The 17,057-nt window shown below is 37.2% G+C and carries 14 protein-coding genes; all 14 read right to left on the bottom strand.

Annotated elements, in window-relative coordinates; genetic code table 11:
- Window positions 1-14 precede the first annotated feature (14 nt).
- The 14 genes from ybeY to LQE94_RS03625 all read right to left on the bottom strand — a co-directional run bounded on the left by ybeY (window position 15) and on the right by LQE94_RS03625 (window position 16,937).
- Window positions 15-509, bottom strand: a complete 495-nt coding sequence (ybeY, locus tag LQE94_RS03690; RefSeq protein ID WP_118723675.1) for an rRNA maturation RNase YbeY — start codon at window positions 507-509, stop codon at window positions 15-17.
- Complete coding sequence (locus tag LQE94_RS03685; RefSeq protein ID WP_240577044.1) at window positions 506-1,504, bottom strand: PhoH family protein; 999 nt, start codon at window positions 1,502-1,504, stop codon at window positions 506-508. Before LQE94_RS03685 ends, ybeY begins: the two co-directional genes overlap by 4 nt.
- Window positions 1,501-2,733 carry a sporulation protein YqfD gene (locus tag LQE94_RS03680; protein WP_240577043.1) on the bottom strand — a complete coding sequence of 411 codons (1,233 nt, stop codon included), beginning with the start codon at window positions 2,731-2,733 and terminating at the stop codon, window positions 1,501-1,503. The genes LQE94_RS03685 and LQE94_RS03680 overlap by 4 nt, the downstream gene beginning before the upstream one ends.
- An 11-nt stretch (window positions 2,734-2,744) precedes the next feature.
- On the bottom strand, window positions 2,745-3,029 hold the full coding sequence (locus LQE94_RS03675) for a YabP/YqfC family sporulation protein (RefSeq protein ID WP_117989002.1): 285 nt from the start codon (window positions 3,027-3,029) through the stop codon (window positions 2,745-2,747).
- 74 nt (window positions 3,030-3,103) lie between these two features.
- On the bottom strand, window positions 3,104-5,155 hold the full coding sequence (locus tag LQE94_RS03670; protein WP_240577042.1) for a HelD family protein: 2,052 nt from the start codon (window positions 5,153-5,155) through the stop codon (window positions 3,104-3,106).
- A gap of 48 nt (window positions 5,156-5,203) precedes the next feature.
- The gene (gene rlmH / locus LQE94_RS03665; protein ID WP_022076084.1) at window positions 5,204-5,683 is read right to left on the bottom strand and encodes a 23S rRNA (pseudouridine(1915)-N(3))-methyltransferase RlmH; all 480 of its coding nucleotides are present in this window, start codon (window positions 5,681-5,683) and stop codon (window positions 5,204-5,206) included.
- A 109-nt stretch (window positions 5,684-5,792) separates the two neighbouring features.
- Window positions 5,793-7,181: an NADPH-dependent glutamate synthase gene (gltA, locus tag LQE94_RS03660; RefSeq protein ID WP_022076085.1), complete on the bottom strand. Its 1,389-nt coding sequence runs from the start codon at window positions 7,179-7,181 to the stop codon at window positions 5,793-5,795.
- Window positions 7,181-8,071: a sulfide/dihydroorotate dehydrogenase-like FAD/NAD-binding protein gene (locus LQE94_RS03655; protein ID WP_118687774.1), complete on the bottom strand. Its 891-nt coding sequence runs from the start codon at window positions 8,069-8,071 to the stop codon at window positions 7,181-7,183. Before LQE94_RS03655 ends, gltA begins: the two co-directional genes overlap by 1 nt.
- A gap of 190 nt (window positions 8,072-8,261) precedes the next feature.
- On the bottom strand, window positions 8,262-9,443 hold the full coding sequence (locus LQE94_RS03650; RefSeq protein WP_240577041.1) for an iron-containing alcohol dehydrogenase: 1,182 nt from the start codon (window positions 9,441-9,443) through the stop codon (window positions 8,262-8,264).
- 269 nt (window positions 9,444-9,712) lie between these two features.
- Window positions 9,713-11,032: a chitobiase/beta-hexosaminidase C-terminal domain-containing protein gene (locus tag LQE94_RS03645; protein WP_240577040.1), complete on the bottom strand. Its 1,320-nt coding sequence runs from the start codon at window positions 11,030-11,032 to the stop codon at window positions 9,713-9,715.
- Between the two features lie 12 nt (window positions 11,033-11,044).
- Window positions 11,045-11,881, bottom strand: coding sequence for a bifunctional methylenetetrahydrofolate dehydrogenase/methenyltetrahydrofolate cyclohydrolase FolD (gene folD, locus LQE94_RS03640; RefSeq protein WP_022076089.1), 837 nt, complete (start codon window positions 11,879-11,881; stop codon window positions 11,045-11,047).
- Between the two features lie 15 nt (window positions 11,882-11,896).
- Window positions 11,897-13,567, bottom strand: a complete 1,671-nt coding sequence (locus LQE94_RS03635; RefSeq protein ID WP_240577039.1) for a formate--tetrahydrofolate ligase — start codon at window positions 13,565-13,567, stop codon at window positions 11,897-11,899.
- Between the two features lie 2 nt (window positions 13,568-13,569).
- The gene (locus LQE94_RS03630) at window positions 13,570-16,176 is read right to left on the bottom strand and encodes an FtsK/SpoIIIE family DNA translocase (protein WP_240577038.1); all 2,607 of its coding nucleotides are present in this window, start codon (window positions 16,174-16,176) and stop codon (window positions 13,570-13,572) included.
- Between the two features lie 44 nt (window positions 16,177-16,220).
- Entirely contained in the window at window positions 16,221-16,937 is a 717-nt protein-coding gene (locus LQE94_RS03625) for a ClpP family protease (RefSeq protein ID WP_118736971.1), read from the bottom strand.
- Window positions 16,938-17,057 lie beyond the last annotated feature (120 nt).

Below are 17,057 nucleotides of genomic sequence, written 5' to 3'. Positions count from 1 at the left end.
ATCCCCTCCGTCAGTTAGCGTAATATTTGTACTTTTTCCATAATTTCCCGCTGCTTTGCTTCCATTATCATACGTTCTTCCTCTTCCATGTGATCGAACCCAAATAGATGAAGCATACTATGTGCAATAAGAAAAGCAAACTCCCGCTTTGGAGAATGTGCATAAGCTTCTGCCTGTGCAAGAACATGTTCTTTTGAAATCACAATATCTCCAAGCATCAATTCTCCGGTCTCTGGGTTGAATGCATCTTCTTGTTCTTCAATTTCCGAAAAATCACCCGGATTTGCATATTCTAACATTGGAAAAGACAATACATCTGTAGAGCGGTCTACCTGTCTAAATTCCTGATTCATTTCATGAATTGCTTCATCATCTGTCAGCAACAGATTTACTTCTGCTTCAAACGGACACTGGATATAATCCAATGCTGCTTCTACCACAAGATTTGCAATTGATTCCACCTCAATCGGAAGTGTAATATTGCTCTCATCTTCTATATATAAACTCATGATTTTCTCCTTTTTGCATTTGTTTTCCCTAAACGAGTACTTTTGTTTTCGTATGCTTCATACGCTTTTACAATACGTTGTACAAGTGGATGGCGCACAACATCCTTACTTGTCAAAGTACAAATGCTGATATCTTCAATATCTTTGACTACCTTTACCGCAACATCTAATCCAGACACACTTCCTGCCGGTAAATCCTTCTGCGAAGAATCTCCGGTAATAACAACCTTGGAACCAAACCCGATTCGCGTAAGAAACATCTTCATCTGGGCAGGTGTTGTATTTTGTGCTTCATCCAGAATGATAAACGCATTATCCAAAGTACGTCCTCTCATATATGCGAGAGGGGCCACTTCAATCAATCCCTTTTCCTGATTTTTAATAAAGCTCTCCGCTCCCATAATCTGATATAATGCATCATATAACGGTCGGAGATATGGATCGATCTTGCTCTGCAGATCACCTGGAAGGAATCCAAGCTTTTCTCCTGCTTCAATAGCAGGTCTTGTTAAAATAATTCGACTCACCTCATTATTTTTAAATGCAGTGATTGCCATTGCCATTGCTAAATACGTTTTTCCCGTTCCTGCCGGTCCTAATCCGAAAGTGATCATTCCATTCCGTATCGCATCTACATATTTTTTCTGACCAAGTGTCTTTGGTTTGATTGGTTTTCCTTGTAATGTATGACAAATTAAATCTTTATCTATTTCTACAATTTCTTCTTCCTGGCCCTCAAACACAAGTGAAATTGCATAATTTACATTTTGTTCTGTGATCGTATTTCCTCTGCGGGATAATTCTGTAAGCTGGCTAAGTACACGATATGCTTTCTGCGCCAGTGACTGTTCACCAAGAATTTTAATTATGCCATCTCGTGAGATCAATGTTACATGAAATGTACGTTCTATTTTTTTCGCAAATACATCAAACTGGCCGAACACGTTTTTTTCGTGTTCAGCCGGGATATCAATATTTAATTCCGATAAGCTCATTCCGGTTCGTTCCTTTCAATTTCCATCATTTCTGTCTCGACAGGTTGTGTAATTGTCTGATTTAAATATAATGTTCCATCTGCCGATGCAAAAACGTCATATAAATGTATATTAACACTTTTCCCTGTTATTTGAATACCCTTTTCTTCCAATTTTTGGAGAAATTGTTCAAAATTCAAATTCAATTTTGTTTTTAATTCTTCTTTTGAATAATTTTTGGGTATAAAATGATACCCCTTAGCCTTCGCATATCCATAATAAATCGGCAATTTAAAATTTTCACCAAATTGAATCTGATATTCCACTGATTCCTTTTCAACATTCGAAAAGGAATTTCTCAGGCTTCCAATTTCAATAGACCAGGATTTTATCCTAAAAAAGATAGTAAATCGTTGTTCTTTTTTATTATACTGTTTTTGCTTATACTTCCTTGAAATTTTATCCGTATATACTTTTATTGTATCTGCAAAAACATCCGCATCAGAATGTTCATATTGATAACGGATAATTTCCTGGGAATCATTCTTGATTTCCAATCTTCCAGATACCAGGATATCTCCTTTTTTTACTTGATCTCCGACATGTACAAGGGGGATTCCTTTTCTTGTTATAATTTGTGTTATAACTCCATCACAAGTTGCAATCAAATCTATCCCTTCTGCGTCTTCCAATGAAGGTACGTTATTTCTTCGCATTTCATTTTCTTTGATTTTAATTTGAAGAATACTTCCATCTAGCGAAGTAGACACCCATACAATCTCAGGATATTGTTCACGAAGTACTTTATTTACCTGAAAACAATCTATTTTTTCTTTACGCATTCCAGGATATATAGAAATTGTCTGCAAAAAATCCATTAGTGATTCTGCAGTCAGTTCTTGATTTCCGCTAAAATGCACATCCCATATTCTGGCGGAGCATTCTTTTAACAAACAGATACAAAAAATAATTCCAACAAGAAAGAAAGCCCTTACTTTATGAGAATATATAAAGAACGGAAAGCCAAAACGATTTTTTATTTTTACATGTGTATGCGTTTTCCGGGCAATCGGGCGGATTTTTCGAAAATCTTTGATTCTTATTTGTAATTCATAAACATTGTCATGAATGGTTACATTCCATATATATATTTTATGATATGAACATAAATTCAAAAAGCGCTCTGCCGAATCTCCTTCCACGCATAAAATCAAATACCCGTGAAGATATTGGATGATTGAATGTATCAATAGAAAACTCCTTATTTACAAAATTCTATCGAACAAATATCTCCTGTGATTTTCATTTCTAAATTTGTATAATATTCTATTTTTAATTTCTTTCCAACAACACGTATTTGTGCCTGTTTTGTCTGAATACGTATCAGGCAAGAAGTATATTCAAGGATTCCACGATAGTTTTCTATATATAACTTATGATATCCAAGTATATTTATAACCGATGCTCCTAAAATAACCTCATCGGGCATTCCTGTAACAGAAGTAATCTTATTCTTTAACTGATCTTGCTTCTGCTTTGCTCTCATATACACGATCACGTATTCTTTTTTATAAAAAATCTATGAGAGAACTTTCTTTTCTATGAATGAACAAAGATTTTTTATTTATTATTTTCCAAGGTATACATATATAACTCATGTAACGCTCTTGTCGCACAAATATAATCTGCCTGTTTTGACATATTTGTTTCAATATCCGAACGAACAGTGAAAACTTGATCAAACTCTAATCCTTTTGCAAGGTAGTATGTGGTAATCGTCAGCCCTTTCTGAAAAACAGATGTATCTCGATCCATATAAGAGACATTTTCATCTTTTCTTTTTAATAAACTATATAATTCAAAAGCTTCCTTCTCTGTTCTGACTAAAACCGCTGCTGTTTCATATTTATCCAAATTAATATTTTTCAAAATTTCAGAAATTACTGATTCTACTGATGAAAAAGTTTTTTCTACTACTTCTTTTCCATGACGGTCAAACAATTCCAAATCACAAATACCTGTCAGTCCTGCTGCATACTTTGCAATTTCAACTGTATTTCGATAACTCTTATTCATAACAATTTTCCGAACTTGTTTTCCAAATATTTTCGGCAGGAAAGCAAGAACATCTTGTGTTTGTTCATCCATAGATTGTGCCTTATCTCCAAGTATCGTCATCTTGCAATCAAACATTGTTTGTAAAATTGTATACTGTAAATAAGAATAATCCTGCATTTCATCAATCACCACATGTTTAATACGGTTATGCTGTTTCTTTCCATAGAGTCGATATTTTAAATAGAGCATCGGATATACATCTTCATATTTCAGTATGCGACGTTCATACGACACTTTTGGTAACACTGGAGAATCTATATCTTCTAAAAACCAATTATAAATAATATACAAATCTTTTGTCTGATACATTTTATCAAAAAGTTCATCAAAATAAATGTGTTCATCTTCCTTAAGATCACGTCCCATACTGGTTTCAATCTCATCAATAAAATATTCTTTAATTGCATCCATTCTTACCAAAATCGGAGTGTCTTGAAATTTGAAATAAAATAATTGGATTAAATCTTCTTCTGACTTATGGTATCCACGCCATTCAATATCATGAAAATCAATCAAACGATCTTCTAATACAGCAAGAAAACCTTCCATCTGTCCAATAAAATCAAAAGACTGTTTGTATCTGTAACGATGAATCTCACTTGATGGACAATCATGTAACTGCCGTTCCAATTGATGATAGCGATCTTCGCAATCATAGACAAATTCTTTTAATTCTTTATAAGCAAAAATATCAAAACTCATTTCCTGAATATTCTCTTCACCAAGTTCTGGAAGAATATGTGAAATATAATCAGAAAACACACTATTGGGAGATAAAATTAAAATGTTTGATGATTTTAAATTTTTACGGTCATGATATAGCAGATAAGCAATTCTGTGTAAAGCAATAGATGTTTTTCCACTTCCCGCTGCCCCCTGAATGATCAATATTTGATCCTTGGTGTTCCTGATAATCTCATTTTGCTCTTTTTGTATTGTTCTAATAATGCTTTTTAATTGAACATCGCCATTGCTTCCTAATTCTTGTTTTAAAATTTCATCATCTATCAACATATCACTTTCAAAAGCATATATAATTTTACCTTTTTTTATTTTATATTGTCCTTTTGCTGTAATTTCACCTGTAATTATTCCAGCCGGTGCTTCATAAGAAGCATTGCCTTTATCATAATCATAAAATAAACTGCTTACCGGTGCTCTCCAGTCATAAATAAGAGGCTGCCTTCCAGTGTCTTCTGCAAAATTTGCAATGCCAATATAAAATGATTCGGGTTCTTCATCTCCATCATACAGAAAATCAACACGTCCGAAAAAAGGTGAATCTAACAAAGACTCAAGTCGATGTTTCATTGACAATGTATTCTGATTTGCATTTACCTGTTGCAGTAACGCCTGTTGGTTATCATAATACTCATAACCATATTCATCCATCTCTGTATAATTATCCCAGAAATATTCTTGCATCTGATCTATCTCTTTTTGTCCGTCCAAAAGAGTTTCATAAAGCTGTGCCAATTTCTGTTTCAATTTTTCTGTGACAGTTTCTAAGAATGCCATGCCTTCTTCCTGTATATCTTGTGTTGCTTCTTGCATGTTTTAAAATCCTCTTCTTTTGCTTATATTTTTTATCTATTAAATGACTTACTTGTGGTATGGTTCGTGATTTATTATTCTATAACTCCGATATATCTGTTCCAGTAAAATTACACGCATCAGTTGGTGTGGAAATGTCATTTTAGAAAAACTCAACGCATAGTTTGAGCGTTTTAACACCTCATTTCCAAGGCCTATTGAACCACCAATAATAAATATGATATGACTGGTCCCTTGAATACCCAGAGTTTCAATTTTATCAGCCAGTTCTTCAGAGGTCAAGAGTTTTCCCTTGATTTCTAAAGTAACAACAAATGCATCTTCTTTCACATATTTTAAGATACGTTCTCCTTCTTTATCACGAATTCCGTCTTCAACAATCTGACTTGCGTTATCAGGAGTTTTTTCATCAGCAACTTCTATGATTTCTAATTTGCAATAACGGCTCAAACGTTTACTATATTCTGAAATTGCATCTTTCAAATACTTTTCTTTTATTTTCCCAACTGTAATCAATGTGATCTTCATATAAATCCCCTAATGTCCAAAAAACGAGGATATAGGAAAAACCTATATCCTCATAATTATTTTATGCATTGCATCTAAAATTATTCAGTGCAAAATTGCTCTCTCTAAATTATTTATTGCTAAGATATTCGTCAATACCCTTTGCAGCTGCTTTACCGGCACCCATTGCAAGGATAACTGTAGCTGCACCAGTAACAGCATCTCCACCGGCATATACACCCTCTTTAGATGTTTTTCCAGTTTCTTCTTCTGCTACGATACATTTCCATTTATTAATCTCCAGCCCTTCAGTTGTAGAAGAGATCAATGGGTTTGGTGATGTACCAAGTGACATGATCACTGTATCTACATCAATGTCATATTCAGAACCTGCAACTTCAACAGGACGTCTTCTTCCTGATGCATCCGGCTCTCCAAGTTCCATTTTAACGACTGTCATTCCAGTTACGTTACCATTCTCATCTACTTTGATTTCTTTTGGATTTCTCAGCAAATCAAAAATGATTCCCTCTTCTTTTGCATGATGCACTTCTTCTACTCGTGCTGGAAGTTCTTCTTCACTACGACGATATACAACATGCACTTCTGCACCAAGACGAAGTGCTGTTCTTGCAGCATCCATAGCAACGTTACCACCACCTACAACAGCTACTTTATGTCCGGCTGAAATTGGTGTGTCATAAGAATCGTCAAAAGCTTTCATCAAGTTACTTCTTGTCAAATACTCATTAGCAGAGAATACGCCATTTGCATTTTCACCAGGAATACCCATAAATTTAGGAAGACCTGCACCTGAACCGATAAATACAGCTTCAAACCCTTCATCTTCAATCAACATATCAATTGTTGTAGATTTTCCGATTACAACGTTTGTCTCAAATTTAACTCCAAGCTCTTTTACTTTTTCAATCTCTTTTGCTACAACTTTCTGTTTTGGAAGACGGAATTCTGGAATTCCATATACCAATACTCCACCGAGTTCATGAAGTGCTTCAAATACAGTTACATCGTAACCAAGTTTTGCAAGGTCGCCGGCACATGTAAGTCCTGAAGGACCTGAACCGATAACAGCTACTTTATGTCCGTTCTTTTCTTCTGCTCCAACTGGTTTAATATCATGCTCCAAAGCATAATCTGCAACAAATCTCTCCAGTTTACCGATAGAAATTGGCTCACCTTTGATGCCACGGATACATTTTCCTTCACACTGTGATTCCTGTGGACATACACGTCCGCAAATAGCAGGTAATGCTGAAGACTGTCCGATAATCTTATAAGCCTCTTCGATATTACCTTCTTTTACTTCATGAATAAATCCTGGAATATTGATAGATACAGGACATCCCTGAATACATTTTGCATTTTTACAGTTAATGCAACGAGTAGCTTCTTCCATTGCCTCTTCTTTATTGTATCCAAGACATACTTCTTCAAAATTAGTTGCACGTACTTTTGGATCCTGTTCTCTTACAGGAACTTTCTTTAATACATCTGCCATTAGTTGTCACCTCCGCAATTTCCGCAGCCACCGTGATGTGTATCACCTTCCTGCAGTTTCAGAATCGCACGACCCTCTTCTGTCTTATACATCCGACTTCTCTTCATTGCCTGATCGAAATCTACAAGATGTCCATCAAACTCTGGTCCATCTACACATGCGAATTTAATTTCATCACCGACCTGCAGACGGCAAGCTCCACACATTCCTGTACCATCAACCATGATCGGGTTCATGCTGACAATTGTAGGAATCTCTAATTTTTTAGTTAACAGACAAACAAATTTCATCATAATCATTGGTCCGATTGCGACACATGAATCATATGTTTTTCCTTCTTTGCTAACCAAGTCTTCTAAGGTAGCTGTAACCATTCCGGAACGTCCGTAAGAGCCATCGTCTGTTGTTACATATAAATTACCAGCAACTGCTTCCAGTTTCTTTTCAAGAATTACCATATCTTTTGTCTTTGCACCAAGGATAACATCTGCTTCAATTCCATGAGCATGTAACCATTTTACCTGTGGATAAACAGGTGCGGCACCAACACCTCCAGCTACAAAAACGATTTTTTTCTTCTTTAATTCTTCGAGATCTTCATGAACAAATTCTGATGGACATCCAAGTGGTCCGACAAAGTCACGGAAGCTGTCTCCTTCTTTCAGATCAGCCATCTTTATCGTAGATGCTCCAACTTCCTGAAATACAATTGTGATTGTTCCGGCTTCACGATCATAATCGCAAATAGTAAGTGGAATTCTCTCTCCTTTGTCATCCATCTTTACGATAACAAACTGTCCCGGCTGACAGTGACTTGCAACACGTGGTGCATGTACATCCATCAAAAAAATCTTATCAGCCAGTTTTTCTGCTTTTAAAATTTTATACATGATCTTCCTCCTTTTATTTAGGTTTCTCTTATTCCTCTTTCATTTCTAACTCAATACCTAGTTCGGAAATAAAAAACGCCCTTTAATTATAATACGCTATATGGTTCAGCTTGGCAAGTGAAGATTTTAACGATACAACAAAAATGGGGCCGATGTTCTACTGACACCCGCCCCTTTTTTGCAAATTAAATTAGAAATCTACTTCTGTACCATAGTATGTGCATGTTAACAGTTTTTCCATGTTTGCAGGATCGATTGCACGTGGGTTAGAGCCTGTACATGCATCACCAACTGCAAGCTCTGCAATCTTGGCAACTTTTTCTTTGAATTCGTCTTCGTTGATTCCAAATTCTTTCAATGTCTTTGGAATATTCAATTTTGTATTGAATTCATCGATTTTGTTGCAAAGGCTATTGATCAATGCCTGCTCTGAAACACCTTCCAGTCCCATTCTACGTGCGATTTCAGCATAACGTGAAGCTGCTACAGGATCTTTTGCATTGTATTTGATAACGTATGGCAGATAAATAGCATTTGCACAACCATGTGGAATATGACCTGTTGAGAATGCTGCTCCTGTTTTGTGTGCCATAGAATGTACGATACCAAGCAATGCATTTGAGAATGCCATACCGGCAAGACACTGTGCATAGTGCATCTGCTCTCTTGCTACCATATTGCAGTTGTATGATGCTGGAAGATATTCCAGAACCATCTCGATTGCCTGCAGTGCAAGAGGATCTGTGAATGGGCAATTCAATGTTGATACATACGCTTCAATAGCGTGTGTTAAAGCATCCATACCTGTGTACGCAACCTGTTTTACAGGAAGTCCTGCAACAAGATCTGGATCTACGATTGCAACATCTGGAGTGATATTAAAGTCAGCAAGTGGATATTTTACACCTGTCTGATAGTTTGTGATTACTGAAAATGCTGTTACCTCTGTTGCAGTTCCAGATGTAGATGGAATTGCACAGAATTTTGCTTTCTGTCTTAATTCTGGAAAACTAAATGGAGTAATCAAATCTTCAAAAGTAACTTCTGGATATTCATAAAATGCCCACATTGCCTTTGCTGCATCGATTGGTGATCCTCCACCCATTGCAACAATCCAGTCTGGCTGGAATGCACGCATTACTTCAGCGCCTTTCATAACAGTCTCTACAGATGGATCCGGCTCAACGCCTTCGAATAATTCTACTTCCATTCCTGCCTCTTTTAAGTAGTTCACTGCTCTGTCAAGAAAGCCCTGACGTCTCATAGAGCCACCACCTACAACGAGGATTGCTTTTGTTCCTTTCAAATTTTTCAGTTCTTCCAGACATCCTTTTCCGTGATAAATGTCTCTTGGTAATGTAAATCGACTCATTATACTGCATCTCCTTCAATGTGTTATTTTTTTAACATGTTTATATTATAGCACTGTTAATCTTTTCACACAAGGCAATCTGGAAAATTAGATGAAGAATTATCACCAAAATTTTTTCTTTATTTTTGGTAATAAATACACTGGATTTTTTCAAAATTGCCGTTCTAAAAATCAGACTTCAAATGCATGCTATTTTTACTGTTTTTAATCTCATAAACAAAAAAAGAAATCTGAAGGATTCTTTTTTATCCAACAGATTTCTTTTTATATTATTGTAAATTCAATACATAATTTCTTTTTGTGACCTGTGTTGTTTTTCCATTCTTGTTGACAAGAATCGCAGAAAAAATCGTCTGTCCCTCCGGCATGTCAATTGGACCGGTGTATTGCGTTGATGCTGTTGTTGGTGTTGTATTATCCATTGTATAATATGCTGTATATCCTTCCGGAACTGTAATACTGATCTGCGTTGCAGAAGTATATTGCCCGGTAGATGGTGTAACAGCTGGTGCATCTTCAATTGGAATCTCAACCTGATATGTTTTGGTCGCAACCAAACTAGGGATTCCCTTTTTATTTACACAAATTGCTTTTATAACAACCGTACCATCTTCAATCAGAATCGGCTCAGTATATAACGTACTGTCAGTTGTCGGTTCATTCCCGTCTGTTGTATAATAAATTTTCCCATTTCCAGACAAGGAAACCTGTTGCACTTCTGTATATGTTCCTTCTTCCAGACTAAATTCCGGCATGTCAGAAACATAATCACTCATCTCTTTTAAAACATTTTTGCTACTGCCGTCCAAAGTACCTGAAATTTTATCTGCCTGATCCGTCTTGATATAAAATTGTGCAAGAGCCTCATACAAATCTGCATTTTCCGGCTGTGAATCAATCGCATTTAAGAACATGTTTTCTGCTTTATCCAATTCATCCTGGGCAATATATACTTTTGATAGTCCTACATATGCTGTCGCACGCGTATTATCTTTTGCAATTGCAAGATTGTAATACCGAATGGCTTTACTATATTCACTAGACTGATAAGCTTTCTCTGCTTTGTTTAAAGTTCCCGAATAAGAATTCTGATAAAGAAGGATCCCACTAATTCCAACTGCAACTAAAATAACCATAACAACAATCATCGTATTTCGACGTTTCTTTTTTGCCTGCTGCATCCGCAATGCTTTTTGACGCCGTCGTTCATCCGCTGTTCTATAATCCGTCTGTTGTGCCCTTGTATCACGTCCTGTTGGTCTGATCCTCTCTTCTCTAACTGTATCTCTCCCGCGATAATTGCTTTTTTGAGATGTCCGCATCTGATTTGAACGGATACGGTCTAACTCTCCCTGACTCAATACACGCGTTGAATTCTGTGGTTGTTGTCTTGAACGATTTCTTTGCTGCTGTACCTGACCACTGCTATTAGGCAACGGGCGTGTCACATCCTCTACAGAACCTTTTACTTCACGAGTAAGTACATCATCTAAAGGATTATAGTCCGGAACCATCTGAACTTCTGTGCCACAGTCAGGACATATAAGCATTCCCGCTGGAATATCTGCACCACAATTTGCACATTTCATAAATGGTTCCTCCTATTTTCTTACTGTTTCTACACAGTTGTTCATTAGCATTGCAATCGTCATCGGTCCTACGCCGCCTGGAACCGGGGTAATTGCAGATGTATGCTCTGCTACTTCGTCAAATGCAACATCTCCGCAAAGCTTATTATTCTCATCACGATGCATGCCCACATCGATAACAACTGCACCCTCTTTTACATAGTCTGCTGTTATAAATTGCTTTCTGCCAATTGCAACAATCAAAATATCAGCTCTCTTTGTAATATCTTTTAAATTATTTGTATGTGAATGCGTAACTGTAACTGTTCCATTTTCTCTTAAAAGTAATGCAGCCATCGGTTTTCCTACGATATTGCTACGTCCGACAATCACACATTCTTTTCCATCTATTGTAATCCCGGAACGTTTTAATAACTGAATAATACCTGCCGGAGTACAAGATAAAAATCCTTTCTCTCCAATCCACAGACGTCCTACGCTGACTGGATGAAATCCGTCTACATCCTTATCTGGAGAAATAGCACGTATGATCTTATCTTCGTCAATATGGGCCGGAAGCGGCAACTGAACCAGTATTCCATTTACATGTTCTTCTTTATTCAAACGATCAATTAAAAGCAATAACTCCTCTTCTGTTGTCTCTTCTGCCAGTTCATAGCTTTCTGATTCGATACCAATATAAGCACAGGCTTTCTTTTTGTTATTTACATAAACTGAAGATGCCGGATCGTTTCCCACTTGAACAACAGCAAGACACACTTCTTTTCCATTCGCCTTTAATACGGCTACTTCTTCTTTTAATTCATCCTTAATTTCTTTTGAAATCTTTTTTCCATCGATTAACTGCATTGTTTTTGTTTCTCCTTAAAACAGTCCTGTAATTTTTCCATCTTCAGACACATCGATATTATTGGCAGCTGGCACTTTTGGAAGTCCAGGCATAGTCATAACCGAACCTGTCAGTGCAACAACAAATCCTGCTCCTGCATCAACATAAACCTCACGAATATGAATATCAAAGTTTTCTGGTCTTCCCAGCTTCTTTGCATCATCTGAGAATGAATATTGATTTTTCGCCATACATATTGGAAATTTGCCAAATCCCATTGCTTCTATTTTTGTAATCTGCTTTTGTGCTGCCGGCTCATAAACCACACCATCTGCACCATAAATCTCTTTTGAAATTTTCTCGATTTTTTCTTTCAAAGACAATTCGTCTTCATAAAGCGTATGGAAGTGACTTTCTTTATTTTCCAATGTATTCAATACCTTTTCTGCAAGTGCAATTCCGCCTTCTCCGCCCTTTTCCCATACTTCTGAAAGTGCGAATTCACAGCCTCTTTCTTCGCAGAACTGACGAATATATTCATTTTCAGCATCTGTATCTGTTATAAATGAATTCAGTGTAACTATTACAGGTACTCCGAATTTCTGTATATTTTCAATATGTTTCTCTAAATTCACGATTCCTTTTTTCAGTGCATCCAGATTCTCTTCTGCCAAATCAGCTTTGGCAACTCCACCATTATACTTCAATGCTCGTACTGTTGCAACTAAAACAACAGCATCTGGTTTTAAACCTGCTTTTCTGCATTTGATATCCATGAATTTTTCAGCACCGAGATCTGCACCGAATCCAGCTTCTGTGATTGCAATATCTGCCATTTTTAAAGCCATCTTTGTTGCACGCACACTGTTACATCCATGTGCGATATTAGCAAATGGACCTCCATGTACTAAGGCCGGAGTGTGTTCCAATGTCTGAATCAGGTTCGGTTTGATTGCATCTTTGAGTAATGCAGTCATTGCACCTGTCGCCTGTAAATCATCTGCTGTAACAGGATCTCCGTTAAAATTGTATGCAACGATGATTCTTCCCAGCCTGCGTTTTAAATCCTGAAGATCATCGGCAAGGCAAAGAATTGCCATAATTTCAGAAGCTACGGTAATAACAAAATGATCTTCACGAACCATTCCATCCATCTTATTTCCAAGGCCCACAACAATATTACGCAATACTCTGTCATTCATATCAACACAACGTTTCCATACAACCTGTCGTGGATCGATCTGAAGAGCATTTCCCTGCTGAATATGATTATCTAACATTGCAGCGAGCAGATTATTAGCAGATGTAATTGCATGGAAATCTCCTGTGAAATGTAGGTTCAAATCTTCCATCGGAACAACCTGTGCATAACCGCCACCTGCAGCTCCTCCCTTAATTCCGAAACAAGGTCCAAGAGATGGTTCGCGAAGTGCAATGATTGCTTTTTTATCTAACTTGGCAAATGCCTGTCCTAATCCAACAGATGTTGTTGTTTTTCCCTCTCCTGCAGGAGTTGGATTGATTGCTGTTACCAATACCAGTTTTCCATCCGGATTATCTTTAATCTTATCCCAGAAATCTTCTGAAAGCTTTGCTTTATATTTTCCGTAAAATTCTAAATCATCCTCTGTAATACCTGCGTTTGCTGCCACCTCTTTAATTGGCAGCATCTGTGCCTCCTGTGCAATTTGAATATCTGTTTTCATTGCTAATCCTCCTTCTTACCTGTTCCTAAATACTCTTCAAATTCTTCTTTGGTCATCAATACCTTCCTCGGTTTTGTACCTTCTTCGGGTCCTACCACCTGTGCTTCTGCAAGCTGATCCATAATTCTTGCGGCTCGATTAAATCCTATTTTGAACATTCTCTGTAGCATTCCAATCGATGCCTTTTCTTTTTCTATAATGAAGAAGCCTGCATCCGCAAAATAATGATCCCGATTATCTTCCGTTTCTGAGGAATTTCCGGAAAAGACTGCACTACCGGAAAGTTCTACGGAATTATCATTACTTAGATGTTCTTCTAAGTCACTACTATAATTTGCCCCTCCATTTTGATTGATCAGGTAATCCACAACCTGCTGAACCTCTTTATCAGAAACAAAGGAACCCTGTACACGTACTGGTTTTGGATAACCAGTCGGATAAAAGAGCATATCTCCTTTTCCAAGAAGCTTTTCTGCTCCATTCATGTCTATAATCGTTCGAGAATCTACACCCGAAGATACCGCAAATGCAATACGTGATGGCATATTGGCTTTAATCAATCCTGTGATAACATTTACAGATGGTCTTTGCGTTGCCAGAATTAAATGTATACCAGCAGCACGTGCCAGCTGAGCCAAACGACAAATTGCACCCTCTACATCTTTTGGAGCTACCATCATCAAATCTGCCAGCTCGTCGACAATAATCACAATCTGAGCCATTTTTTTCGGATTATTTTCAGCTGGTTCGAGATTTGAAATTTTTTCATTAAATCCTTTCAAATCACGTACATTATATTCTGCAAACAATTGATATCGTTTCATCATCTCTGCAACTGCCCAGTTCAAAGCCCCAGCCGCTTTACGAGGATCTGTCACTACCGGAATAAGCAAATGTGGAATTCCATTATAAACATTTAATTCTACAACCTTTGGATCAACCATGATCAATTTGACATCTTCCGGATCTGCTTTGTAAATAAGACTCATAATAATTGTATTGATACACACGGATTTTCCAGAACCCGTTGCACCTGCCACAAGTAAATGAGGCATTTTTGCAATATCAGCTACAATTACTTTTCCTGCAATATCTTTACCTACAGCAAATGCAAGTTTTGCTTTACTTTTCTGAAATTCAGGTGCTTCTAAAAGATCTCGGAGCATTACTGCTGTATTTTCTTCATTAGGTACTTCAATCCCGACTGCTGCTTTTCCAGGAATCGGAGCTTCAATTCGAAGATCTGACACTGCCAGATTTAGTTTAATGTCGTCTGCAAGCCCTACAATTTTGCTAACTTTAACGCCTTGTTCTGGTTGAAGCTCATATCTTGTCACAGCCGGACCACAACTGGCATTTGTCACATGAACCTTCACTCCAAAATTCAAAAGAGTCTGCTCTAACTTCATTGCAGTGGCACGCAAATGTGCATTCGAATCGCCTCCGGATGCTTTTCCCTTTTTTAATAAATCTAATGATGGAGTAAGATACTTCTTAGCAGGTGCTGTATTCTGTGCCTGAACGGCTGCTTCCACAGATTCTGTTTCTTTTGTTACCGCCGCCTTTTCTTCTGGTGATGAGTGTTTCCGTGTCTGTTTCGTTGTTGTTTCAGTCATGTCTGTCTCTTCTGGTTCTTCCGATACAGACATAGATTCTATCGGTGCAATTGCTTCTTCGACAGCCATCGTTTCTGTCACTGGAACAGGTTCGCTCATATCTGGCACATCTACATCATCAAATGGAGATTCTATTGTAAGCTCCGGCATCTCATCCAATGGTTTGATACTCATATCTTCTACTGGTTCTTCTGGGATTAATTCCTTAAGTTCCGGTGACTTTCCACGTATAGGTGTTTCCAACAATGTTGTAGCAAACGAAACACCTGATACTTTTTTGTTGCGTTTTTGTGTCGGTTTCGATACAGTGCTTTGCTGTTCTTTTGCTTGTGCTTCTAATCTTGCCGTCTTTTCTTTCTTTTGTGCTGCTCTTTTCTGTGCTGACTTTATAGCTGTTGTTTCTTTTAATTTCTTAGCATCCTCATATACTACTTTACTCTTTCGCCCCAGTGGCTTAAGTAATGATTTTTCTGTAATTAAGATAACACATACGATTGCCAGAACTATCACAACGACATAAGTTCCTGCTTTCCCGATAAGCGAGCACAATAATTTCATTAAAAATCCGCCAAACAGGCCACCCGCTGTTCGGTTTACACTTGACTGGTGATAATATGTCATAAGCCCTGCTGTTGCGTCATATGGATTCATAATAAGTTCAAGCAATGTTGCAAGCAATACAACAAGTACAAATAATGCAATACTTTTTATGTACGCGTGGCTGTTTCCTCTGTTTGAAATTAGAAAAGCGACCACGCTAAATATAAGCACAGGGATTAAATATGCAATCCAGCCAAATAAGCCAAACAACACAGATGATACAGCTTCTCCGACCATACCTCCAATGCCGAAGTTGCTGATCAATAGTAAAATACATACAGCAAGTACGCATAAAATACATATTTCGTCGCGAATTGCAGCATTCTCCTGCTGCTGTTTTTTAGTTGGTTTTTTGGTTGTTGTCTTTCGTTTCTTGGTTGACTTTGCAGCCATGATACATCCCCCTTGGTGTTAAACATACTCAATATAGTATAACATTATTTTTTTTGTTCTTCAATCATTTCGTGTAGTTTATTCAATGCCTGACTGATTCCGCCAACCTCATTGATCATTCCTTCTTTCACCGCATCAATGCCTTCCAGCATAGTTCCGACATCTTTTACAAGTTGAGTTGGATCAAGCATTAGTTCTTCCAGTCTTGCCTGACTTATATTTGAATGTTTTGAAATAAAGCTGGTTATACGGTCTTGTGTACGTTCCATATTTCGATAGCTTTGATAGACCCCGATAAACATTCCATTGGAACGGACCGGATGTACAATCATTGTTCCACTTGGTACAATAAATGAATAATCTGCTGAAACTGCAAGCGGTCCTCCTATTGAATGACTACCTCCAAGCACCAGAGATACCGAAGGTTTACTAAGAGATGCAATCATTTCTGCGATTGCAAGTCCAGCTTCAACATCACCCCCTAATGTATTTAACAAAATAAGAACCCCCTCTGTTTCTTCATCATCCTCCACTTGTGCCAGTTTGGGAATAATGTGTTCATATTTCGTAGATTTTGTATTTCCGGATAATGCCTCATGCCCTTCTATTTCTCCAATAATTGTAATCATCTGAATTTTGTGATGATGTTTATCATTTTCTAACCATAGTGTTCCGGTTTCCTTTATTTCTTCACGGATTTCTTCCCGTTCTTCCCTGCTTTCTTTATTTTCTTTAGATGTATTTTTTAAAGATTTATCCATTATCCCAAATTCCTCCTTACATTTTCTATATAGTATGGAGTGAATTTTTTAAAATATACCTATTCTTATTATTCAGATATCATTTTTAATATATGACAAGCAAAAAGGATACTATATCCT

This window comes from Mediterraneibacter sp. NSJ-151 (genome assembly GCF_022487435.1).
GTDB classification, from domain to species: Bacteria; Bacillota; Clostridia; order Lachnospirales; family Lachnospiraceae; genus Schaedlerella; species Schaedlerella hominis.
This window is presented reverse-complemented; position numbering and strand designations above follow the sequence as displayed.

Coding starts and splice junctions, on each gene's coding strand:
- LQE94_RS03675 (WP_117989002.1), bottom strand. CDS start 3,029: ATGAGAGCAAAGCAGAAGCAAGATCAGTTAAAGAATAAGATTACTTCT.
- LQE94_RS03655 (WP_118687774.1), bottom strand. CDS start 8,071: ATGTATAAAATTTTAAAAGCAGAAAAACTGGCTGATAAGATTTTTTTG.
- LQE94_RS03685 (WP_240577044.1), bottom strand. CDS start 1,504: ATGAGCTTATCGGAATTAAATATTGATATCCCGGCTGAACACGAAAAA.
- LQE94_RS03630 (WP_240577038.1), bottom strand. CDS start 16,176: ATGGCTGCAAAGTCAACCAAGAAACGAAAGACAACAACCAAAAAACCA.
- rlmH (WP_022076084.1), bottom strand. CDS start 5,683: ATGAAGATCACATTGATTACAGTTGGGAAAATAAAAGAAAAGTATTTG.
- LQE94_RS03650 (WP_240577041.1), bottom strand. CDS start 9,443: ATGAGTCGATTTACATTACCAAGAGACATTTATCACGGAAAAGGATGT.
- LQE94_RS03670 (WP_240577042.1), bottom strand. CDS start 5,155: ATGCAAGAAGCAACACAAGATATACAGGAAGAAGGCATGGCATTCTTA.
- folD (WP_022076089.1), bottom strand. CDS start 11,881: ATGCAGTTAATCGATGGAAAAAAGATTTCAAAAGAAATTAAGGATGAA.
- ybeY (WP_118723675.1), bottom strand. CDS start 509: ATGAGTTTATATATAGAAGATGAGAGCAATATTACACTTCCGATTGAG.
- LQE94_RS03635 (WP_240577039.1), bottom strand. CDS start 13,567: ATGAAAACAGATATTCAAATTGCACAGGAGGCACAGATGCTGCCAATT.
- LQE94_RS03625 (WP_118736971.1), bottom strand. CDS start 16,937: ATGGATAAATCTTTAAAAAATACATCTAAAGAAAATAAAGAAAGCAGG.
- gltA (WP_022076085.1), bottom strand. CDS start 7,181: ATGGCAGATGTATTAAAGAAAGTTCCTGTAAGAGAACAGGATCCAAAA.
- LQE94_RS03645 (WP_240577040.1), bottom strand. CDS start 11,032: ATGAAATGTGCAAATTGTGGTGCAGATATTCCAGCGGGAATGCTTATA.